Annotated in this window: 23 protein-coding genes; 6 read left to right on the forward strand and 17 right to left on the reverse strand. The window is 36.5% G+C overall.

Features of this window, described 5'->3' with window-relative positions:
• Positions 1-79: 79 nt before the first annotated feature.
• Both ABFY81_RS04495 and hrpA read right to left on the reverse strand, forming a co-directional pair.
• Positions 80-1186: a beta-ketoacyl-ACP synthase III gene (locus tag ABFY81_RS04495; protein WP_039250692.1), complete on the reverse strand. Its 1107-nt coding sequence runs from the start codon at positions 1184-1186 to the stop codon at positions 80-82.
• A 95-nt stretch (positions 1187-1281) separates the two neighbouring features.
• Positions 1282-5139: an ATP-dependent RNA helicase HrpA gene (gene hrpA, locus ABFY81_RS04500; RefSeq protein ID WP_347913141.1), complete on the reverse strand. Its 3858-nt coding sequence runs from the start codon at positions 5137-5139 to the stop codon at positions 1282-1284.
• Between the two features lie 352 nt (positions 5140-5491).
• On the opposite strand from hrpA, the gene ahpC reads away from it, so the two are divergent.
• Both ahpC and ABFY81_RS04510 read left to right on the forward strand, forming a co-directional pair.
• The gene (gene ahpC, locus ABFY81_RS04505; protein WP_003652649.1) at positions 5492-6055 is read left to right on the forward strand and encodes an alkyl hydroperoxide reductase subunit C; all 564 of its coding nucleotides are present in this window, start codon (positions 5492-5494) and stop codon (positions 6053-6055) included.
• 253 nt (positions 6056-6308) lie between these two features.
• The gene (locus ABFY81_RS04510; RefSeq protein ID WP_004702739.1) at positions 6309-6518 is read left to right on the forward strand and encodes a KTSC domain-containing protein; all 210 of its coding nucleotides are present in this window, start codon (positions 6309-6311) and stop codon (positions 6516-6518) included.
• 50 nt (positions 6519-6568) lie between these two features.
• On the opposite strand, the gene ABFY81_RS04515 is transcribed toward ABFY81_RS04510, so the two are convergent.
• Positions 6569-7762, reverse strand: coding sequence for an alkane 1-monooxygenase (locus tag ABFY81_RS04515; RefSeq protein ID WP_347913142.1), 1194 nt, complete (start codon positions 7760-7762; stop codon positions 6569-6571).
• Between the two features lie 120 nt (positions 7763-7882).
• Between ABFY81_RS04515 and ABFY81_RS04520 the strand changes: the two genes are divergently transcribed.
• Positions 7883-8917 carry a helix-turn-helix domain-containing protein gene (locus tag ABFY81_RS04520; protein ID WP_347913143.1) on the forward strand — a complete coding sequence of 345 codons (1035 nt, stop codon included), beginning with the start codon at positions 7883-7885 and terminating at the stop codon, positions 8915-8917.
• On the opposite strand, the gene ABFY81_RS04525 is transcribed toward ABFY81_RS04520, so the two are convergent.
• Positions 8909-9496, reverse strand: coding sequence for a class I SAM-dependent methyltransferase (locus ABFY81_RS04525; protein WP_347913144.1), 588 nt, complete (start codon positions 9494-9496; stop codon positions 8909-8911). The genes ABFY81_RS04520 and ABFY81_RS04525 overlap by 9 nt on opposite strands.
• A 45-nt stretch (positions 9497-9541) precedes the next feature.
• Positions 9542-9760 (reverse strand): DUF1653 domain-containing protein, encoded by a 219-nt coding sequence (locus ABFY81_RS04530; RefSeq protein ID WP_004702746.1) that lies wholly within the window; start codon positions 9758-9760, stop codon positions 9542-9544.
• A 255-nt stretch (positions 9761-10015) separates the two neighbouring features.
• On the opposite strand from ABFY81_RS04530, the gene ahpF reads away from it, so the two are divergent.
• Together ahpF and ABFY81_RS04540 are read left to right on the forward strand one after the other, a co-directional pair.
• Positions 10016-11581, forward strand: a complete 1566-nt coding sequence (gene ahpF / locus ABFY81_RS04535) for an alkyl hydroperoxide reductase subunit F (protein WP_347913145.1) — start codon at positions 10016-10018, stop codon at positions 11579-11581.
• Between the two features lie 172 nt (positions 11582-11753).
• Positions 11754-12098: a hypothetical protein gene (locus ABFY81_RS04540; RefSeq protein WP_004702748.1), complete on the forward strand. Its 345-nt coding sequence runs from the start codon at positions 11754-11756 to the stop codon at positions 12096-12098.
• Between the two features lie 61 nt (positions 12099-12159).
• Here ABFY81_RS04540 and ABFY81_RS04545 read toward each other — a convergent pair whose 3' ends face one another.
• Positions 12160-12771: a glutathione binding-like protein gene (locus tag ABFY81_RS04545; RefSeq protein WP_004702749.1), complete on the reverse strand. Its 612-nt coding sequence runs from the start codon at positions 12769-12771 to the stop codon at positions 12160-12162.
• 207 nt (positions 12772-12978) lie between these two features.
• Complete coding sequence (locus ABFY81_RS04550; protein WP_347913146.1) at positions 12979-15417, reverse strand: ExeM/NucH family extracellular endonuclease; 2439 nt, start codon at positions 15415-15417, stop codon at positions 12979-12981.
• Positions 15418-15562: 145 nt separating this feature from the next.
• Here ABFY81_RS04550 and trmB point away from each other — a divergent pair, with 145 nt between their 5' ends.
• The gene (gene trmB, locus ABFY81_RS04555) at positions 15563-16279 is read left to right on the forward strand and encodes a tRNA (guanosine(46)-N7)-methyltransferase TrmB (RefSeq protein ID WP_100191880.1); all 717 of its coding nucleotides are present in this window, start codon (positions 15563-15565) and stop codon (positions 16277-16279) included.
• A 295-nt stretch (positions 16280-16574) separates the two neighbouring features.
• Here trmB and ABFY81_RS04560 read toward each other — a convergent pair whose 3' ends face one another.
• From ABFY81_RS04560 to ABFY81_RS04605, 10 genes are all read right to left on the reverse strand, one after another.
• Positions 16575-16940 carry a hypothetical protein gene (locus ABFY81_RS04560; protein ID WP_347913147.1) on the reverse strand — a complete coding sequence of 122 codons (366 nt, stop codon included), beginning with the start codon at positions 16938-16940 and terminating at the stop codon, positions 16575-16577.
• Between the two features lie 359 nt (positions 16941-17299).
• Positions 17300-17638, reverse strand: coding sequence for a hypothetical protein (locus tag ABFY81_RS04565; protein WP_347913148.1), 339 nt, complete (start codon positions 17636-17638; stop codon positions 17300-17302).
• A gap of 188 nt (positions 17639-17826) precedes the next feature.
• On the reverse strand, positions 17827-18003 hold the full coding sequence (locus ABFY81_RS04570; protein ID WP_347913149.1) for a hypothetical protein: 177 nt from the start codon (positions 18001-18003) through the stop codon (positions 17827-17829).
• 454 nt (positions 18004-18457) lie between these two features.
• A complete protein-coding gene (locus tag ABFY81_RS04575) occupies positions 18458-18862 on the reverse strand; it encodes a hypothetical protein (RefSeq protein WP_017389079.1) in 405 nt (134 codons plus the stop codon).
• A 72-nt stretch (positions 18863-18934) separates the two neighbouring features.
• Positions 18935-19231 (reverse strand): hypothetical protein, encoded by a 297-nt coding sequence (locus ABFY81_RS04580; protein ID WP_347913150.1) that lies wholly within the window; start codon positions 19229-19231, stop codon positions 18935-18937.
• A gap of 46 nt (positions 19232-19277) precedes the next feature.
• Positions 19278-19592: a hypothetical protein gene (locus ABFY81_RS04585; RefSeq protein WP_347913151.1), complete on the reverse strand. Its 315-nt coding sequence runs from the start codon at positions 19590-19592 to the stop codon at positions 19278-19280.
• Positions 19593-19688: 96 nt separating this feature from the next.
• Complete coding sequence (locus tag ABFY81_RS04590) at positions 19689-20003, reverse strand: hypothetical protein (RefSeq protein WP_347913152.1); 315 nt, start codon at positions 20001-20003, stop codon at positions 19689-19691.
• A 93-nt stretch (positions 20004-20096) separates the two neighbouring features.
• Positions 20097-20411 (reverse strand): hypothetical protein, encoded by a 315-nt coding sequence (locus ABFY81_RS04595; protein ID WP_347913153.1) that lies wholly within the window; start codon positions 20409-20411, stop codon positions 20097-20099.
• 96 nt (positions 20412-20507) lie between these two features.
• Positions 20508-20822: a hypothetical protein gene (locus tag ABFY81_RS04600; RefSeq protein ID WP_174742411.1), complete on the reverse strand. Its 315-nt coding sequence runs from the start codon at positions 20820-20822 to the stop codon at positions 20508-20510.
• A gap of 108 nt (positions 20823-20930) precedes the next feature.
• Positions 20931-21245, reverse strand: a complete 315-nt coding sequence (locus ABFY81_RS04605) for a hypothetical protein (RefSeq protein ID WP_347913154.1) — start codon at positions 21243-21245, stop codon at positions 20931-20933.
• Between the last annotated feature and the right edge of the window lie 18 nt (positions 21246-21263).

Raw genomic sequence — 21263 nt, forward strand, 5'->3', positions numbered from 1 at the left:
GGGCCACTTTTGGTCCGCTTTATTATTTTTGAGCCATAAAAAAAACGCTCTTACGAGCGTTTTTAATTAATCTAGTAACTTAAGCAACATGCTTTTGTACAACAATCGAACCGACTGAATAACCAGCGCCGAAAGATGAAATCACGCCATATTCACCATCATTCACTTCGTGGCCTGTACGGTGTAAAGCAATAATCACACCTGCTGAAGAGGTATTAGCAAACTCATCCAGAATAATTGGGGCACGGCTTAAATCTGCATCTTTACCAGCCACATATTTCAAGATTAGTTCATTCATGTTGGCATTGGCTTGATGTAACCAGAAACGCTTAATATCGTTTGCAGTTAACTGCATTTTTTCCAACTGTGCATTAATGATTTTTGCCACTAACGGACAAACATCTTTAAATACTTTGCGGCCATCTTGACGGAATAACTTGTCATCAACTACCGCATCTTCGCTGCGGTTTAAGAAACCGAAGTTATTGCGAATGTTGTTTGAAAATTGAGTAAATAAATGAATATCTAAAATTTCAAAACCAGTTTTAGTAGTGGTTTCTTCAATAATAGAAGCCGTTGCAACATCACCAAAAATAAAGTGACAATCACGGTTACGGTAGTCTAGATGACCAGAAGTAATCTCGACATTTACCAATAAAACACGGCGAGCACCTGAACGAATTGCATCAGCCGCTTGTTTCAAACCAAAAGTGGCAGCTGAACATGCAACGTTCATGTCGTAGGCATAACCTTGAATGCCAAGTGCTGACTGAATTTCAATTGCAACTGCTGGATAAGCACGCTGCATGTTTGAACATGCCAAAATTACAACATCGATATCTTCGGCAGTTACGCCTGCATTTTCCATTGCCTGCTTTGCAGCAATCACACCCCACTCTGCTTGAAGTGAAAGTTCATCATTTGAACGTTCAGACAAACGAGGACGTAAACGTGTTGGATCGAGAATACCTGATTTCTCAATCACGTAACGGCGCTTAATACCAGATGCTTTTTCAATAAATTCAGCGCTTGAACCACGTAATTCTTCGAGTTCACCTGCTGCAATTTTCTCTGCATTCTCTTGGTTATATTGTTCCACATAAGCATTTAAACTGTCGGCCAGTTCTTCATTAGAAATGATTTCTGTTGGGTGAAATAACCCAGTACCTGTGATACGAATGCCCATGTAAAACTCCTAAAAAAATGAATAGGGTCTGTTAATCTTTCATTTATAAATTGCGTTGTAGGCTAAACAAACGCATAAACAAACCCCGATCTATCTTAACTGATTCCCAAACGATCCCATAACTTTTGCAGTCGAGTTGGCGAAATAGGCATCTTGGTTTTCATCGGTTGAGAAAATAAAGAAATGCGAAATTCTTCCAACATCAAATACAATTCTTTGATTCTTGGATCGTTTTTGAATTTAAATACCTTGTCCATCCATGGATCGACATCATCAATAGCGGCATGATCTCGCTGTAGATTATTTGGCAATCGATCTAAACGCAATAGCAGTGCTTTTAAATAACGCGGATATTCTTGCCAAAGATCTACTGGTTGGCAGTAAACAAAATTGCCAAGTGACATGAGATCTAACTGATCTTCAATATCATCAATACTACGTCCAAACACTCCTGCATCAAGCACTAAAAGCTGACGACGGATTTGCTGCCACTGTATATAAATATCACTTAATTGCTCAAGTGCTTGCTGACCATGGGTCAAAAATTGCTTTTTAACTTGCTCAAGCAGTTTATTAAATTCATCAGCATTAATTGGCAAAGTTGTAATTGCCATTTGCAACGTAGCATAGACCAACATCTGCTCAAGTTTGGCTTTATCGCCTAAAGGTGAATAAGCCAGCGCGAGCGGTTTTGAAATCTGCTTTTTCAACTGACGAACCAAGTCACCTAGTTGCATATGGACCAGACGAATAATCCCTTCACGATGCTGCTTAATAGCTTCAGCCTGATCATTAAAAGTCTGTATAACCACACCAGAATCATCTTTCACTTCAATTTCAGCAAAAGTTTTGGTCGGTACCAAAGCTTGATATTGTTTAACAACAACACCTGTCACCTTTTGCGAAGCTTCAAAGGTAAAGTTTTCAGGGAAAGTTTTAAATTCGCCTTTTTGCTGTTTCACTGGACGATGCGTTTCTACACGACAACGTGCTTTTAACTCCGGTAAATCACGACCTTTGGCAATCAACTTACCTTTTTCATCAATGACCTTAATAAAAGGCACCAAATATGGATCAATACGTTCAAACGAAAAATCTTTTTCAGTAATTTGCTCACCACGTAAAGCAAAAGCTAAATAACTAAAAATATGCTGACGCAAATGTACAGCATCGATACCCTGCATCAGTTTACGAGCTGTGTCAGGAATAGGCACTACACTACGACGTTTGTCTTTTGGTAAAGCTTTTAGTAGTGCTTCGATTAAATCTAAACGCCAACCCGGAATACCCCAAGACCAGATGTTTTCATCGACCTGAGGAAGAGCTTGTACCGGAATTTGAACCGTTGCACCATCTTCATCATGGCTTGGGTCAAAACGATAAGTCGTTGCTAAACGTAGCTGCCCATTATGCAAATGATCTGGGAATTGCTGTGTTGTTGGACGGTCATTGAGCCAAAGTGCATCATCTTCTACAAATAAATAACGTGGATTTTTTGCTTCAACCGTTGCACGCCAGTCTTCAAAACTACTTCGACTTGCAATTTCTTCAGGAATTTTAGAGGCATAGAACTGATAAATCGTTTCTTCATCCACCACCAAATCACGACGACGCAATTTATCTTCAACGCGTTCAACTTCTTCAAGTTTAAGTAAATTGTGTTTTAAAAATGGCGGAACTGTACCTAAGTTACCTGTGGTTAATGCATCACGTAAGAAAATTTCATGAGCAGCAGGCTGGTCAACTTTCTCAAAATTAATTAAGCGCTTTGGTTCAATAATTAAACCAAACAGCGAAATTTGAGCATACGCATTTACAATCCCAGCTTTCTTAGACCAATGCGGCTCAAAATAGTGATATTTCAATAAGTCACGTGCAGCAAGCAAAATCCATTCAGGATCAATTTTGGCTAAAGTACGTAAATAAACCTGAGAGGTTTCCACCATCTCAAAAGCCATCACCCAAGCAGTATTGGTTTTGTGCAAAGTACTGGCAGGAAAGACTTTCGCCTTTTGCTGACGCACTGCCATAAAGATATTACGTTCATCAGTTTTATTGGCAATAAAAGACAATAAACCTGTAAGCAAAGCACGGTGTAGGTTTTCATAGTTCGCAGGTTTTTCATTAAAACTTAGTTTTAAACCTTCACCTAACTCAACCAATTGTTTATGTGTCTGTTTCCATTCGCGTAAACGTAACCAGCTTAAAAAGTGCTGCTTGGCAAACTGGCGACGTTTATTTTCAGACATGCCTGCTTCACCTTTAGGATTTAAAGTCTCCCAAAGTTTTAAATAAAACAGAAAATCTGAATCTGCTTCTTTGAATAGTGCATGCTTTTGGTCAGCCTGCATTTGTTTGTCGGCAGGGCGCTCACGTGGGTCTTGCACTGCAAGCGCACTGACAACCACTAAAATTTCTTTAAGTACCCCGAAATGAGCACCGCCCACAATCATGCGCGCGAGTCGTGGGTCAATTGGCATACGTGCCATCATTTGCCCGACTTTAGTCAGCTCATTTTTCTTCTCGTTAAGTGCTCCTAACTCGATGAGTAGTTTTCGACCATCATTGACTAGGCGGAAATCTGGTGGCTCAATAAAATCGAAGTTTTCTAGCTCACCTAACCCTAAACTTTGCATTTGCAAAATAACCGAAGCCAAGTTGGTTCGTTTAATTTCAGGTTCGGTAAATTCAGGGCGACTTAAGAAGTCTTCTTCGCTATATAAACGAATACACACACCCGGAGCAATACGACCACAACGCCCTTTACGCTGATTGGCCGCAGCCTGCGAAATTGCTTCAATGGGTAAACGTTGTACGCGTGAACGGTAGTTATAACGCGATATACGTGCAAAACCACTGTCGATTACATAACGAATATTTGGAACCGTCAGTGCAGTTTCGGCCACGTTCGTGGCAATAATAATACGACGACCTTTTCCACCCGGACTAAAAATCTTTTGTTGTTCAGAAACAGCTAAGCGTGCATACAAGGGTAAAATTTCGGTGTGTCTTGGCCCGTACTTTTGTAAGGTTTCCTGCAACTCACGAATTTCTTGTTCTGTGCTTGAGAAAATCAGAATATCGGCATGTTCAGGATGGCCTTTTTCTTCGGCATCGGCAAAACATTCTTCTACAGCTTGTACCACTGCACGAGGAAGGTTTTCCTCAAAATCATCGAACTCGTCATCATCACTACCACCAATATTCATCTCTGAAATTGGGCGATAACGTACTTCAACTGGGTAGCTACGACCTTCTACTTCAAAAACTGGTGCATTATTAAAGTAGTTACTAAAACGATTTACGTCTAAAGTTGCCGAAGTCACAATCACTTTTAGATCTGGGCGCTTTGGCAGTAACTGCTTTAAATAACCCATAATAAAATCGATATTGAGTGAGCGTTCATGCGCTTCATCAATAATGATCGTGTCATATTTAGATAAAAAACGGTCATTGCCTAACTCAGCAAGCAAAATACCGTCGGTCATTAACCGTACAATCGAATCTTGCGAGCCTTGTTCATTAAAGCGGATTTTAAAACCAATCGATTCGCCGAGCTTTTCGCCAACTTCTTCTGCAATACGCTGAGAAACACTACGTGCAGCTAAACGACGTGGCTGGGTATGACCAATCATGCCCGTTAAACCACGACCCGCTAACATGGCAATTTGAGGAAGCTGGGTAGTTTTACCTGAGCCTGTCTCACCTGCCACAATAATAACTTGGTGCTTTTGAATCGCTTCAATTAAACGGTCTGCATATTGAGAAACAGGTAAATCCTGATTCAGTTTAATTTTAGGTAGACGTTCAAAACGCTGTCTAACTTTTGCATTAGACTGTTCAAATAATTTTTCAATCTCTGAAGTATCGGCTTTTTTATCTTTACGCAAACGATTTAAACGGTAACGATCTCTCGCCATCACCCATTGATCTATATTTAAACCATTCAGCACAGATAAATTTTCCTGAAAATTCAACAATCCGCTATTTTACGCTGTAATGCTCTTCAGGTAAAACAGTTGGTTTTTTATATATTTTTAATTTTTTAAAATTTTACCCTTGAATTTTGTCTCGCTAGACTTCATGTTGTTATGCAAGTTTCTTTTACGATAACTGTCATTTGATTTACATGTTTTTGCAGTCAAATCGAATACAGTGTTTGGGGACTTAAAAATCGTAAATTTATCACTTATTTAATTTTCCGATTTTAGTCATGTAAAAATACTATTTCCCCAATAAAGAATTTTTATTTATTCTACATCTCGTAAACAAGTTTAAATATAAACCTCAATCATGGAGACAATGATGAGCTTGATTAATACTGAAGTTAAACCTTTCCAAGCAACTGCTTACCACAACGGCCAATTTGTTGAAGTTAACGAAACTAACCTTAAAGGTAAATGGTCTGTTGTATTCTTCTACCCAGCTGACTTCACTTTCGTTTGTCCAACTGAACTTGGTGACTTAGCTGACAACTACGCTGAATTCCAAAAACTTGGTGTTGAAATTTACGCTGTATCTACTGATACACACTTCACTCACAAAGCTTGGCACGACACTTCTGAAGAAATCAAAAAAATCCAATACCCATTAGTTGGTGACCCAACTTGGACTCTTTCTAAAAACTTCGACGTTCTTATCGAATCTGAAGGTTTAGCTGACCGTGGTACTTTCGTTATCGATCCAGAAGGTAAAATCCAAATCGTTGAACTTAACGCTGGTGGTATCGGCCGTGACGCGTCTGAACTTCTTCGTAAAGTAAAAGCTGCTCAATACGTACACGCTCACCCAGGTGAAGTTTGCCCAGCTAAATGGAAAGAAGGCGAAGCTACTCTTGCTCCATCTATCGACTTAGTTGGTAAAATCTAATTTTTTAGATTAGACCAATACGTCTAAAAACCACCCTTTTTAGGGTGGTTTTTTTATTGATTATTTTTATAAATCTAAGTCTTATTATCTACCGAAATTTCATAGCTAATTTTTTACAATTCTTATACTTATAAATTTATAGCAACATTCATTTATGAATTGTCAGCCTGCTTAACTTAGAGTACTGTCGAATTATGAAACAAAAGAGTTTTGTATATGTATTAAAAGATCAAACAAAAGTAGGAGTAGTTATATGGAAAAATCTGTTGTTGTAACCTCTTGGAAATATGATGTTTCTTCACGCTATTTAAAAATTTTCTATAGCAATGGCTCAGGTGAGCTTTATCATCCCGTTCCAGAGTTTATCTACAATAATTTGTTACGCACCACGGATAAAACTGCATTTGTTCACAAATATCTTGAGTTTGATCTTCATTTTAACAGGCTCTGTATTTCTGCTTAATTATAAAAAATCAGCCCGCTTGGGCTGATCTGTTTTATATCTTTCGACTATTAAGCCGCGTTATTTTGCTTAATATATTTCTCTAGCATTTTTTCTTGCACATCAACATGCATATTGATTTTACTGAGGTCGCCCTTATAGTGCTCAACAACACGTTCATCCATAATTTTTGACCACCAAGATGGAATAAACGCGGGCAAAATCATTGCACCATAACCTGCTGGCAATTGCGGCGCATCTTCAAAATGCCGCAAGGTCTGAAAGCTGCGAGTTGGATTGGCATGATGATCTGAATGCCGTTGTAATTGATACAAGAACAGATTGGTCACCACATTATTATTATTCCAGCTGTGCTCTGGCAAAGTACGTTCATATTGGCCATTTTCTTTCTTTGCACGCTTTAAACCATAATGTTCAATGTAATTCACCGATTCAAACAAAGTTATTGCATACGCAGCTTGAGTAACTTGAAACGGAATCGAACGCGCACCAAATTTCGCAAACATGGCTGCATGGTACACAACCGACATTGCCCAGCCATGAATCAGTTCATTTTCCTTACAGAAGAAAGGCAATTTCTTACGTTCTAAACGATTTTTTTCAATTTCAATCGCCGATTTAAAGCTGCCAATTACAGTCCGCGGTAAAAACTTCCAAAAGGTTTCACCAAATTGTGAAGATGCTGGGTCTTCAGGTGTCGCAACTCGGCGGTGGTGTCCATAAGGGTGTTCAATTCGGAAATGGTTATACCCCGAAGGTGCTAACGCCAAATGAGATAAATAATGTTCAAGTCGACCACTCTTATGACTAAGTTCATGTGCAGTATTAATCGCAATCCCATTGACCATTCCTACTAAAGTTCCAAGTAAAACCTGATCAGCTATAGGTGTATTTTTACGAGTTGCCAAATATGCTCCATAGATATTGGTTGCATATTGCAAAGGAATAAAAAGTTTAACAATGCGGGCGTAATACGGATCTGCTTCTAAATCAGCGATTGCATCTAATGGTGGATTTTCCTTGTCTTCACCAATCAATTTATCTAATGTCGGAATAACACCATGAATAAATAATGGCCCAAATGAAGCGAAGAACTTTTTAGTTTTTTTAGGACCAAATTGGTAGCCTGCTAGCCCACCCATTGCAATGGTCGGTACAGCTAAACCCAATAGCCATAAATGACGTTTTTTATCCTTAAATTTTGTTGTCGCTTGCTCGACATCCAGTTGAGTATGCATATTCATTAGAGACTCCAATCAAACACAAAATGTTTTGCTTGAATTGATTGTGCTCGCTCATAACCCCTCTATATTATCATTTTAAGACTTGTTATTATCATTTTAAGACTTTGCTGAGTTTTTCTTGTGCAGAAGCAACAGATTCCTGTTATCCCATCACGTTATTATTTACGGCTGATTGAAATTTTAATCGGCACGCATCAATACGATAATGATTTACTGAGGACATTCAAACAAGAACTGGCAAAAACAGAATTATTATCGATTCAACAAATTGAACAATTTATTGAAATAGGTTTGAGTTTGCCCAACACTCAAGACTTAGCCTTTGAACTGGGTAAAAATATTAAACTCAGTTCACATAGTCTGGTCGGCTATGCGCTAATGACCAGTCCTAATTTGGAACATGCACTTAGGCTGATTGCACAATATTTTAGACTGATTATGCCGAGTTTTAAGCTCAGCATTGGGTTTCCGACCAATCAGCAAAAGGTTGAACTATTATTTGAACCGATTTTGCAGATGAATAAGCAGTGTTTGGCTTTTCATATTGAAGCGATTGCCGTGGCGTTTTACTACAGCTTGTTAGAGTTGGCAGGCCAGCAATTACAACGCTACCAATTGTATTTGAGTATTCCTGAGCCGAGCTATCAAGAACGTTACATATCTTTAGTGAAGGCCAATTTCCACTTTAACTATACATGGCTTTCAGGTATACGCGTGGTGATTGATGAGCAACAACTAGCACTACCCTTGCCTCTAGCTGACGCACATAGTTTAAAAATAGTTGAGCAACGCTGCCAGGAACAAATCCAGAAGATCTACCATCAAGGCGAAATTGTTGAATGGGTCAGCATGATGTTGCGACAAGCCAATCAAGTTCCAACCCTAATGGAATGTGCCAAAGTATTAAATATTTCGACCAAAACCTTGCAACGTTATTTACAGCAGCAAGGTGTTGAATTCCATGCTTTAAAGCAACAAATCAGCACTGAGCGTGCCATTGATTTATTAAAGAATTCTAGCTTTACCATTACCCATATTGCCTATGAACTGGGCTATTCTAATCCTGCCAATTTCACTCGTGCATTTAATAGAGTACACGGCTGTAGTCCACAAGCTTATCGACAAGAATATCTCAAGAAAGTAAATCTACTTTAGAACCACTAAACATAAACCAGCGCCTATAGGTAAAATACTACTCATGAAATCTGCATTCTTTTTAATCAAAGCTAAAAATGGACTTACCTCAGCTGCATGTGAAATAACCTTATCTATAATAAGAACACCACCTTTGGGCTTCATCAGACGCTTTAAATCTGGCCAATAACTTTCATATGCATCACGTTCAGCGTCTAACAAAATAAAATCGAAAGTTTCCTGAGCTTCATTTAAATAATCTGCGGCATCCCCTATCCAAAAATCAACAACTTCATTTAATGCCAGTTCAGTAACATGGCGTTTCGCCTCATTACTACGATTGGCATCAATTTCAAGCGTGATTACTTTTCCGTGTGTCGATTGTGCAGCCTCAGCAAGCCATAAAGTAGAATAACCTGTTGAAGTACCAATTTCTAAAATTGATTTGGCCTGCTGCATTCGAATCAATTGCGATAGAAGTTTTGCAGACTCAGCCTCAATATTTCGATAGCGCAGCAAGCGATCTGACTGCTGGGCATCATGTCGTTTAAAGGTGTCATATAAATCTGCAACTCTTTGTAAGAAAAAAGTATTTGGCATATTTTCACCCTTTAAAATTGTTATTTTATATGACAGCCGTTTAAATTAAGTGCTTTGAATTAACTTGAACCTCGGCACGATACTTCCATCAGCCATTTGAACCGTTTCAGTAAACATATCTAGCGGACGTACCCATGTTGAATAGTCACCATAAAGACACTGATAAACAACTAACTCCTCTTCAGTCTCGCTGTGTTTTGCTACAGAAAAAACTTGATAGAGATTACCTTTATAATGCTGATAAATGCCGCGTTGCAATGACATGAAAGTACCTTTTAATGTTATGACATAAAATCTTTACAGCCATATAACATATATAAATTTTTAAATACTTTCACTTTAAAAGATAAAAATGAGTAATAAAGAGCATTTATAGATAAATTATTGATCTTATTTATGAATACACTCAATAATTCAAAAAACCGATCAAATCTATAAAAACATACTGTTTCACCTATCTTGTGTTTTAACGTACTATGCATCTATTGAAAGAATTTGGATGCATTGGAGTAAAAACAGATGTTAGATCAAAACATTAAAACTCAATTAAAAGCTTACTTAGAACGTTTAGAAAGTCCAATCGAATTAGTGGCTGCTTTAGATGAGTCAGATAAAGCGGGTCAAATTAAAGAGTTAGTGACAGAAATCGCTGAGCTTTCTGACAAGGTGACTGCCCGTTTTGATGGTAACAATACACGCCGTCCAAGCTTTGGTGTAGCTAAAGCAGGTGAACAGCCTCGTGTATTCTTTGCAGGCTTACCAATGGGCCATGAGTTTACGTCTTTGATCTTGGCACTGTTACAAGTCTCTGGTTATGCACCGAAGGTTTCTGATGAAGTGCTAAATCAGATTAAAGGCCTAAACCTCAAAGCCAACTTTGATGTGTTTGTATCGCTAAGCTGTCATAACTGTCCGGACGTGGTACAGGCGCTTAACCTGATCGCGATTTATAACCCGAACACCACAGCAACTATGATTGATGGTTCATTCTTCCAAGACGAAGTTGAACAACGCAAAATCATGGCTGTACCAATGGTGTTCCAAGACAATGAGCACATTGGTCAAGGTCGTATGACCCTTGAAGAGATTGTGGCAAAACTTGATACCAACTCAGCTGAAAAAGATGCAGCAGCACTGAATGCCAAAGATGCTTTTGATGTATTGGTGATTGGTGGTGGACCTGCGGGTGCAACAGCAGCCATCTATGCTGCACGTAAAGGTATTAACACTGGTATCGTGGCTGAACGCTTCGGTGGTCAGGTCATGGATACCATGGACATTGAAAACTTCACGTCTGTGCAAAAGACTCAAGGTCCTAAGTTTGCTGCCGAGATGGAAGCACACGTTCGTGAATACGATGTCGATATCATGAACCTGCAACGTGTCAGCAAAATCACAGGTGCAAACCAAACGGCAAATGGTCTGGTTGCAGTTGAACTTGAAAACGGTGCAAAACTTGAATCGAAAACTGTGATTCTTTCAACAGGAGCGCGTTGGAGAGAAATGAATGTACCGGGTGAAGCTGAATACCGTACCCGTGGTGTCGCATACTGCCCACACTGTGATGGTCCATTGTTCAAAGGCAAACGTGTTGCAGTGATTGGTGGTGGTAACTCAGGTGTTGAAGCTGCAATTGACCTTGCAGGGATCGTGGAGCATGTGACTCTGGTTGAGTTCGATACCAAACTTCGTGCTGACCAAGTTTTACAAAACAAATTGCATAGCTTGCCGAACACCACTGTAATTATGAATGCCTTAAGTACAGAAGTGTTAGGCGACGGCTCACAAGTCACTGGCCTTAAATATAAAGACCGTGCGACTGATGAAGAGCATGTGGTAGAACTTGCAGGGATCTTTGTACAGATTGGTTTATTGCCAAACACTGACTTCTTAAAAGACAGTGAAGTTGAGTTAACCAACCGTGGTGAGATCATTGTGAATGACCGCAACGAAACCAATGTACAAGGTGTGTTTGCTGCGGGTGATTGTACGACTGTGCCTTACAAGCAAATCATTATTGCTACAGGTGAAGGCGCTAAAGCATCACTCTCTGCGTTTGATTACATCATCCGTTCTGGGCAGTAAAAACTGGTTAGCTCCCTCTTATTAAACGAAAGCCTAGCATTGCAAAATGCTAGGCTTTTTTAATATTGAAGTTACAACTTTTTAACAATTTTCGATCTTTATTAATCATTTACTTTATGTTTATATTTTAGACATCCATATTTGGATGCCATGAATTAGAAGGAAAAACACAATGAATAAATTACTTGTTGCTTTAGGTCTTGCTGCGACCGTAGCCCTAGTTGGTTGTAATAAAGATAAAGCGCCAGAAACTGGTGCGACTACAGGTGAACATTTAGAAAATGCAGCTAAACAAGCAACCGCTGATATTAAATCTGCTGGTGATAAAGCTGCGAGCGATATTGCAACTGCTACAGACAATGCTACAGCTAAAATTGATGCTGCTGCTGACCACGCTGCCGATAAAACTGCAAATGCTGCTGCACAAACTGAAGCGACTGCGCGTAAAGCAACTGCTGATACAGCCAAAGCTGTTGAACATGCTGCTGCTGACGTTAAAGAGAAAGCTCAAAACTAACAATCTCAATATTAAAAAAGCCCCTATTGATTAGGGGCTTTTTTAATACACTTAAAATCGCTTATGAAATTAAACCTTCATCACGCATTGCAATTTGTACAGATTGACGCTCAGCAACTTTATTACGTAATGCAATAATATTTTTATAAGGTGTTAAATCATGCTCAATAGAATTTGACCAATTCGTTAAAACAAATAGATAAGCATCAGCTGGCCCAAAATTATCATTTACTAAATAGTCATAGTCCGATTCAGATAAATAACTATCGATATATTTTAAAAGGCGGTCGATTTCAGCATAAGCTTTCGTCTTTTCATCGTTTGTTAACGGTGCGCCAAAAAATACTGCATAAGCATCATGTAATTCAGAGTTCAAATAACCTAACCATTCCAATACTTTCGCACGGCCTAAGCCTGAAGGAGGAATTAAATCCTGTTTTGGGTCATGCTGCGCAAGGAATGGTAAAATCGCCACGTTTTCAGTCAAAATTAAACCCGGGTTAATTTCTAAAGCTGGTACATAGCCCTTCGGATTAATTTCGTAATAATCTGCGCCTTTTTCTGTTTTATGTGTTTTTAAATTTACTTTTTCTAAATCAAAATCAACATTAATTTCATTTAAAATAATATGTGCAGCTAAAGAACATGCGCCTGGCGAATAATATAATTTCATATCTGATCCTTCTTATCTCACATTAACGTTTTAAATTGCTTCTAAAAAACCTGCAAGGTTTGTACAATTCCTTAATTGTAAAAAAGCGTAAATTTATAAATTAGTTACACTATCTAATATTCTTGAAAAAGTTTGACCTTGCAAGTTGTCTTGCGTGACGATTGTTTAAAATATGATAAAACACATTCACATCACGCATTTTTCCCGTTAATTACGCTTAAAAAGTTGGCTAATCCATTCCACTAATTGGTTTAAGAAATCCAATATAGGATTTTTGTTGCCATTATCAGGATGACTTGAGTCTTTACCATTTAAATCTAGATCGACAATGACAGGATCATGGTCCGAAGAACGATAGGCATCTTCACCATAAAACAGCGCTTTTTGCTCATCGGTTTTATATTCTTCGTTGTAGTCTAGAACTGTTGGCTCATCTGCATTGATATGCCAAGCAAACGTACGAACTACTTTTGGATATAAATCTGCGTCGGCAATTGCATGGTCTAAGTTACCCGCTCCACCATTGCCATTTGCATCACTTGCCACACCAAAAACATAGCTATATGCCTGAGCACCCTGCCCAATCTTAGCGTCATTGAGTAAAACCTTATAGTTGGCTTTTTCAAAAGCTAAAATTGGTGCTTCTTTTGCGTAGCTGTTCATATCCCCTACCAGCAAAGCATTTTGCTTAGGAACTTGAGTTGGATTTTTCGCGAGCCACTGCACGATTTGATCAACTGCTTTCACACGGGTTGGGTTCCAACATCCTTGACCATCATTTTGATCAGCGTCGGTAGAGTTCGCGTCTACTCCAGTACAACCTTTTGACTTTAAATGGTTTGGAATAACAGTAAACGTCTTATTGCCACGAACAGCTTGGAAAGTTTGTGCTAAGGTCGTTCGGTTTTTATCGCCCAAATCCAGCACAACAGGTTTGTTTAAAGGTTTAACACGCTTACTGTTATAAATAATCGCAACAGCAATAACATCACCACCTAAACGATCTAAATTTTCAGGAACCACATATTTCCAGTCTGGACCTAATGCACTTGTTAAATGAGCAATTGCGCTGTTTGGACCATAACCATTGTTGGCAATTTCCATTAAACCGTATACGTCAGCATCAATCGCTTTTAATGCACTTAAAATTTTACGGTGTTGTTTATCAAACTCTGCTTGTGTGTTTGCACCACGCTCTGTTGGAAAACCTGTTGCGCCATTGTCATAGTTCAAAACGTTAAATGAAGCTACACGAATGTGATTAGCATTTTTTGTAAGGACACTTTGACGCGGGTTTGTTTGAGTAACAACTTCTGGTTGTGTCCGTCCAAGTACTGGCTGTACGCGCCAGCCATTAAAACGATACTCTAAAATTCCTCCAACGTTTTTAAGCTGATAACCTGAACGTAATGTATTGGCAGCACTAAAATTTGTTGGTAACCACGGAGTACGATTTTGGTTGTTATATCCATCATCAAAAATAATTTTCGATAATAAATTTTTCTGAGCTAAAGCTTTCGCTTCTGGCGACAAGGCAGGATATAAATTGGTTGGAATATATAAGCGGCCTAAACTTAAAGATAGTTCACCATAACGGCCATAGTTATAGTTTTCACTTATCGTCAAAGCTTGAGGTAATTTGACCAACATCCCTTGATAACGCTGAGGAGAATTTGTTGAACCGCCTGTTAAGTTAGTAAATGGTAACTCCAAGCTAATTGGCTGAACTTGATTTGCCATATTGCTATTACAGCTTTGAATATCTTGCTGTAATTGGTCTATTTGTAGCTGGTTTTGATAACTTGTTAAACGGCCTCGTAAAATAACTTCATCACCAACTTGGCCACCTTTTACCGTGCTGCTATTTGGAATATAAACAAAAATGGCATTACTTACATTTGCACGTGCTTTGGTGTCAGGTGTTTGAACATAAAAGCCTGAAAAACCATTGGCATAGCGATAGTCAGCAGTAATCACGCCACGTACTGTATAAGTCTGGTTTTGTGGTGATGTTGCTAAATCGGCAATTGGTGTATCTGAGCTTGAACAACTGACCGTTTGCACTGGCGGCTGAGTCGTAGAACCCGATAGATTTGAAAAATCATTTCGGTTTGCCCATGCTGTCCACGAGTGGTCCAAATCAAATGTTGCGGTTGGATCGATACTTAAAGCTGGGTTTTCTGTTTCAATACGCTTAAAACTATTTCCTAAACTTGAAACGGCTGTTCCCCAACCTGCCTCTGGCCGTTCACCAATACGCCCAAAACGATCGACAGGTGTGCCTTTATAAACGAGTACAACTGCATCATCACCATTAAAAGACAAAGCAGCTACTTGATTTACTTTACTACCAAGTTCAGTTTGTAGCTCTGAGCGGCCCACTAAAAACTTCTGCTTACTTGGAAGTGTACCCTGTAAACGGATAGTCACCGTTTTTGCAGTCCCACCATTATTAAACTGTTGAATCTCATAATCGGCTAAGTTAACTGTAGTTCCATCTGGGTTATAAATCTCTAACCCTTTTTTATTGCTACTACCATCAACATACTGGCTAAACATAAGCTGCGCTTGAGCAACTGAGCTATATGAAAATGCACCAAATGCACTTAAAAAAACTGAAAGTGTTCTTAATTGAAAAGTTTTCATGATTAAAAATGTTCATGTGAGTTTTAATTAGTCTCTTAGATTAAATATTGATCATGACATCTACATGAAGAAAAACACCGAAATATTTGACTTGACCACCTGAAGACTTAAAATACCGCATTTGAATTTCAATATTGCCAAGGTTATGTCGATCGATCAGTTAGAAACGCAAATTGCAGAATTAGACAATTTGCCTGAACACCGTGAAATTGTGACGTTTATGCGTCGTTCAGCACCACTTAATACGTCTCAACGTACGGCATTAGAACAACATCGCGATTTAATTTTGGAATATCCTGTTGGTGACTTACGTCAACACTTCGAACATCCAGAACGTCCTTTAACTGTTGAAATTGGTTTTGGTATGGGCCGTTCGTTAGTGCTTATGGCTAAAGCAAACCCTGAACGTAATTATGTGGGTATTGAAGTACACGTACCTGGTATTGCTCAATGTCTATATGAAGCAGGTATAGCGGAACTTAAAAACTTACGTGTACTCGATGCAGACGCGATTCAAGTTTTACGTGAAATGCCAGACAACAGTATTAACTGTGTACAACTTTACTTCCCAGACCCTTGGCAAAAGAAACGTCATTTCAAACGCCGTTTTGTTATTCATGAGCGTATGCAACTGGTTGAACAGAAACTTGAGCTTGGTGGTACTTTCCACGCAGCAACAGATTGGGAACCGTATGCAGAATGGATGCTTGATGTACTAGACAATCGTCCAGATCTTGAAAATTTGGCTGGTAAAGGCAACAGTTACCCTCGACCAGAATGGCGCCCAGTGACTAAGTTTGAACGCCGTGGTATTGAGTCAGGTCATAAGATTAATGACTTTATCTTTAAAAAGATTAAGTAAAACTTTTATTGTTTTTATTTAAAAATATGGCATTAAGTTTTAATGACTTAGTGCCATGTTTTTTTAAATAGAAATAGTTAATGAATTGAGTTAATGAGAAGTAAAATTTTATAGAACATTAAAATATTATTTATTTAAAAATACTTATTTTTTGCATATAAAAAAGCCTAAAATCTTTAAAAAAGATATTTAAACTAAATTTAATTAACTAAGATTTAAATCGCTCTTTCTTTTATCTAGCACCTCTGCACAATCATTAATAAAAAGAGGTATACTTTTACAGTAAAATAGAAAATTAAATCATTTCAGCTAAAGTATCCAATCTTGCTCTATATTCCTCATCTTTATTATCTAAAAGTGGTGTATCTTCATAATAAAAATGAGTTATATATTTACCATTTTGATTAATAACTACGCCAAAACCACTCCATATTTCTTTATTTTTTTCGGAGTCAATAAATAATTCATCTATCGCATCATCTAACTCAACAGATATACTTAAAGCTGGACCATTAGAAGCATCATAAAGTTTTTCATCCTGTCCTACCCAACATTTACTAATTGAAGCATCACGCAAGCCAATTTCTATATCACGTAATCGCTCTGTATAATATACAATCTTTGACCAATTGGCTGGAGCTACATAAATAATTTCATTCACAATGATATTAACCAACTCACCTTTTTTTAAAAAAATCCATTTTATCCCCCTGCTCTATTTTCAAATTGAACTCTAATCCACCTATCATCTGCTTTCTGATATTTAGTTACAAAACCTTCTGGACGAATTGGATTATTATCATAAATTACTTCAATCTTAACAGGATTTTTGGGCGCTTACTTAGATACTATTGATGAAGATAATGAACTTCATTAATTATGACGAATCATTAAAGAAAGAAGTCATTTTACTTCTTTCTTTAATTTAGAATTACATCGACCACTCGATTAATCTCAATATTTTGATATTTTTGAGATCAAATCCACTACCTCGGTAGAAATGATATTCCGAATGGCAGGTTAAGAGGCTGATTCAATCCCAACCAACAAAGCAGACATAAAAGCACGCTTATCAATCACCTCATTATCAAATGCCAGTTCAATTCGATCAAAAAGCATACTAAAATCCTCACTGGAATCCAAAATTGTCACACTGAGTAAAGCTATTAGTCGTTGTCGTGAGCCCTGAGGATATGTATTAAACTCTGGCAAAAGCAAAGTTCTAACAGCTTTAACTACATCTTCAGGCTGATTCACATTCAAACCATGCAGTTTCAAACAATCCTCATGGCTTACATAATTGACATCAAACACTTTAAGCACACTAAGTAAATCGAATATTTCCTGTTTTGCTTTCATTATTCACCCCAAATAGGAAAAGCCATGTTTATTTGGCCATTCTAGAACTAAACCAGTACAGAATATGACTTCCCGTAGGTTTGAGTAGCAAAATACTATTTATTTTCATAAAATAATTAAATTATGGAATATAAAGCAGCCTAAATATCTAAAAATTTTAAAAAGATATTTAGGCTAAATTTAATTAATTAAGATTTTAAATCATTAATTCTTTTATCTAATTCCTTTTCATTACCATCAAGAAGAGGTGTACCTTCATAATAAAACTTAGAGGAATATTTTCCTGTATTATTTATTTTTAGTAAAAATCCGGTCCAAATATCATTATCTTTTTCGCACACCAAATAAAGTTTATTAATTTCCATTAATAACTCACCACTTGTATCTAATGCATAATCCTTAGTATATAAAACTGGTTTTTCTCCGATCCAACATTCAACAGTTGTTTTTTTCTTAGACCAATTTCTTTATCTCTTAAACTTTCAGTATAAAAATAAATATAATTCCAATTGGCAGGAATTATAGTCTCAACTACTTCTTTAACTATTACATTAATAAGTTGAGATTTTTCAATAAAATTCATTCTATCCCCCAGCTTTATTTTCATATAAAGTTGTTAACTAATAGACATCTTTTTGGTATTCGACTTCAAAACACTATCAACCTACCATCAAAGCTATATATTAATTTCATTTAAAGTTGAAGATTTATCAATACACCTTCCTAAACATAGATATATCTCAACGATATCCTCATTAAATTAAATGTAAAAATTATTACTTAAATAAATATATAACTTAAAATAAATTAGACAAAAAATTAATTTTTCTTAAAAAAGAATTCACTAATCAACTTAAAATTACCATCTTTAAATTCATACCTTCTTGAATAGTTTAAAGCTTCAACCTCTGATCGATATAATAAAAAAACATTAGATTTAGCTTCATTTAACAATTTATTAAATATATTATCTATTTCACATATTCCATCTACCTCCAAAATCCATTCAACATGCTTATGATCTGGATAGTTCCACTCATCTTCACACGGATTAAAATTTTGAAAAAGCCTACATTCTGCCTTACCATCAATTTTTGCTAAAAAATAATCCCCCCAGAAAGAACTATCATGAGGTATAAATACAACTCCCAAAATTTCACTCAACTTTAAAATCATATTTTCTTCGTTATCATAACTCACGCCATAATAATCATATTTTTCCATAATGAAATCTTATCCCAAAATATAAATTTTCTGTACAACCATGAATATTAAATACCCTCTTATAAGAATTAATCATTTCAATTCAGTAATGCTATACATATGAGCTATTTCCCAAGCTATTTTTTTTGCTTTTAAGATGTCATCTTGATGAAATACATCAATCATTTCAATAGTTTTTCTTTCAATTTGTAATGCCTTTACAGTGTCTTTTTGAACTTCAAAAACTATTTCTTCCCACAATCTTTTTATTTCAACAAAAATACCTTCCCACTCATTCTTTTCACTTTCAGATAACTGATTATCTTGGGTATTGTTTGAGATTAAGGATAATTTATTTTCTATCCATTTTAATTTATCTTGTAATAACATTTACATATATCTCTCATTAAGTGAATTTACTTAGTAACTCTAAAACTTATTTCAATTTAGTAATATCATATAAATCGGCCAACTCTCTAGCAATTTTTTGCCCTTCGCTCTTATCGCCCTTATCAAAGGCATCCATCATTTCTTGAAGTTTAACTCCAACATAGTCAGCTTTCACTAGGTCTTTTTTAATTTTTAGTCTAATTTCAGACCATAGCTCTCTTACATCTTTAATTCGTTCTTCGTGAATAGCTTCTTGAGTAGGAAAGTATTTAAGAAGCCAATCATCATAATCATCTGGAGCACAATGTGCTACAGTAACAAGAGAATCTGTTAATTCACCTAATTTTTCTCTTAAAGACATTTTACTAACTATCTAGATTCATAAATATTGTACATATCATCTTTTTAGTGCTTTTAAAATATTATCTTCATTAAATACATCGAGCATCTTAAAATATTATTTCAATTTAGTAATATCGTATAAATCGGCAAGCTCTCCAGCAATTTTTTTTCCATCGTCCTTATCCCCCCTATTAAAAGCGTCCATCATTTCTTGAAGTTTAACTCCAACATAATCGGCTTTCACAAGATCTTTTTTTATTTTCGGTCTAATTTCAGACCATAACTGTCTTAAATCTTTCATCCGTTCTTCATGAATGGCTTCTTGAGTAGGAAAGTATTTAAGAAGCCATTCATCATAGTCATCTGGAGCACAGTACTCTACTGTGACTAATGAATCTTCTAATTCACCTAATTTTTCTTTTAAAGACATCTTATTAATTACCTTAATTCAGTAATACTATACATATGAGTTTTTTCTTTTTAAAATATCATCACGGTGGAATACATCAAATATCTAAAAAAATTATTTTAACTTGGTAATATCATATAAATCAGCAAGCTCTCCAGCAATTTTTTTTCCTTCAACCTTATCTCCCTTATCAAAAGCATCAAACATTTCTTGAAGTTTAACTCCAACATAATCGGCTTTCACTAGGTCTTTTTTAATTTTTGGTCTTATTTCAGTCCATAACGCTCTTAAATCTTTCATTTGTTCTTCATGAATGGCTTCTTGGGTTGGAAAGTACTCAAGAAGCCATTCATTATAGTTATCTGGAGCACAGTACTCTACTGTGACTAATGAGTCTTCTAATTCACCTAATTTTTCTTTTAAAGACATTTTACTAACTACCTAGATTCATAAATATTGTACATATCATCTTCTTTGTGCTTTTAAAATATTATCTTCATTAAATACATCGAGCATCTTAAAATATTATTTCAATTTAGTAATATCGTATAAATCGGCCAACTCTCTAGCAATTTTTTGCCCTTCGCTCTTATCGCCATTATCAAAAGCGTCCATCATTTCTTGAAGTTTGACTCCAACATAGTCAGCTTTCACTAGGTCTTTTTTAATTTTTGGTCTAATTTCCGACCATAGCTCTCTTAAATCTTTAATTCGTTCTTCATGAATGGCTTCTTGAGTAGGAAAGAATTCGAGATACCACTCATCATAATCATCTGGAGCACAATGTGCTACAGTAACAAGAGAATCTGTTAATTCACCTAATTTTTCTCTTAAAGACATCTTATTAATTACCTTAATTCAGTAATACTATACATATGAGCTATTTCCCAAGCTATTTTTGTGCTTTTAAAATGTTATCTTTATTAAATACATCGAGCATCTATAATATTATCTCAATTTATTAATATCATATAAATCTGCAAGCTCCCAAGCTATTTTTTTTCCTTCCACCTTATCTCCTTTATCATAAGCATCAAACATTTCTTGAAGTTTAACTCCAACATATTCGGCTTTAGCTAAATCTCTTTTAATTTGTGATCTAATCTCATTCCATAGCTCTTTTAAATCACTCATAGTATCTTCATGAATTGCAGCTTGAGTAGGAAAGTATTCAAGCTGCCACTCAGCATAGTCATCTGGAGCATGTAGTGCGACTGCTACTATCGCGTCATCAAATTCACTTAATTTTTCTTTTAAAGACATCTTATTAATTACCTTAAT

The sequence above is a fragment of the Acinetobacter sp. WA-87 genome (assembly GCF_039938935.1).
GTDB lineage: Bacteria > Pseudomonadota > Gammaproteobacteria > Pseudomonadales > Moraxellaceae > Acinetobacter > Acinetobacter seifertii.

What these genes read in the sequence shown, in the direction of transcription:
- ABFY81_RS04495 (WP_039250692.1), bottom strand. Translation starts at nt 1,186, where the DNA reads ATGGGCATTCGTATCACAGGTACTGGGTTATTTCACCCAACAGAAATC.
- ahpC (WP_003652649.1), top strand. Translation starts at nt 5,492, where the DNA reads ATGAGCTTGATTAATACTGAAGTTAAACCTTTCCAAGCAACTGCTTAC.
- ABFY81_RS04510 (WP_004702739.1), top strand. Translation starts at nt 6,309, where the DNA reads ATGGAAAAATCTGTTGTTGTAACCTCTTGGAAATATGATGTTTCTTCA.
- ABFY81_RS04515 (WP_347913142.1), bottom strand. Translation starts at nt 7,762, where the DNA reads ATGAATATGCATACTCAACTGGATGTCGAGCAAGCGACAACAAAATTT.
- ABFY81_RS04525 (WP_347913144.1), bottom strand. Translation starts at nt 9,496, where the DNA reads ATGCCAAATACTTTTTTCTTACAAAGAGTTGCAGATTTATATGACACC.
- ABFY81_RS04530 (WP_004702746.1), bottom strand. Translation starts at nt 9,760, where the DNA reads ATGTCATTGCAACGCGGCATTTATCAGCATTATAAAGGTAATCTCTAT.
- ahpF (WP_347913145.1), top strand. Translation starts at nt 10,016, where the DNA reads ATGTTAGATCAAAACATTAAAACTCAATTAAAAGCTTACTTAGAACGT.
- ABFY81_RS04540 (WP_004702748.1), top strand. Translation starts at nt 11,754, where the DNA reads ATGAATAAATTACTTGTTGCTTTAGGTCTTGCTGCGACCGTAGCCCTA.
- ABFY81_RS04545 (WP_004702749.1), bottom strand. Translation starts at nt 12,771, where the DNA reads ATGAAATTATATTATTCGCCAGGCGCATGTTCTTTAGCTGCACATATT.
- ABFY81_RS04550 (WP_347913146.1), bottom strand. Translation starts at nt 15,417, where the DNA reads ATGAAAACTTTTCAATTAAGAACACTTTCAGTTTTTTTAAGTGCATTT.
- trmB (WP_100191880.1), top strand. Translation starts at nt 15,563, where the DNA reads ATGTCGATCGATCAGTTAGAAACGCAAATTGCAGAATTAGACAATTTG.
- ABFY81_RS04565 (WP_347913148.1), bottom strand. Translation starts at nt 17,638, where the DNA reads ATGAAAGCAAAACAGGAAATATTCGATTTACTTAGTGTGCTTAAAGTG.
- ABFY81_RS04570 (WP_347913149.1), bottom strand. Translation starts at nt 18,003, where the DNA reads ATGGAAATTAATAAACTTTATTTGGTGTGCGAAAAAGATAATGATATT.
- ABFY81_RS04575 (WP_017389079.1), bottom strand. Translation starts at nt 18,862, where the DNA reads ATGGAAAAATATGATTATTATGGCGTGAGTTATGATAACGAAGAAAAT.
- ABFY81_RS04580 (WP_347913150.1), bottom strand. Translation starts at nt 19,231, where the DNA reads ATGTTATTACAAGATAAATTAAAATGGATAGAAAATAAATTATCCTTA.
- ABFY81_RS04585 (WP_347913151.1), bottom strand. Translation starts at nt 19,592, where the DNA reads ATGTCTTTAAGAGAAAAATTAGGTGAATTAACAGATTCTCTTGTTACT.
- ABFY81_RS04590 (WP_347913152.1), bottom strand. Translation starts at nt 20,003, where the DNA reads ATGTCTTTAAAAGAAAAATTAGGTGAATTAGAAGATTCATTAGTCACA.
- ABFY81_RS04595 (WP_347913153.1), bottom strand. Translation starts at nt 20,411, where the DNA reads ATGTCTTTAAAAGAAAAATTAGGTGAATTAGAAGACTCATTAGTCACA.
- ABFY81_RS04600 (WP_174742411.1), bottom strand. Translation starts at nt 20,822, where the DNA reads ATGTCTTTAAGAGAAAAATTAGGTGAATTAACAGATTCTCTTGTTACT.
- ABFY81_RS04605 (WP_347913154.1), bottom strand. Translation starts at nt 21,245, where the DNA reads ATGTCTTTAAAAGAAAAATTAAGTGAATTTGATGACGCGATAGTAGCA.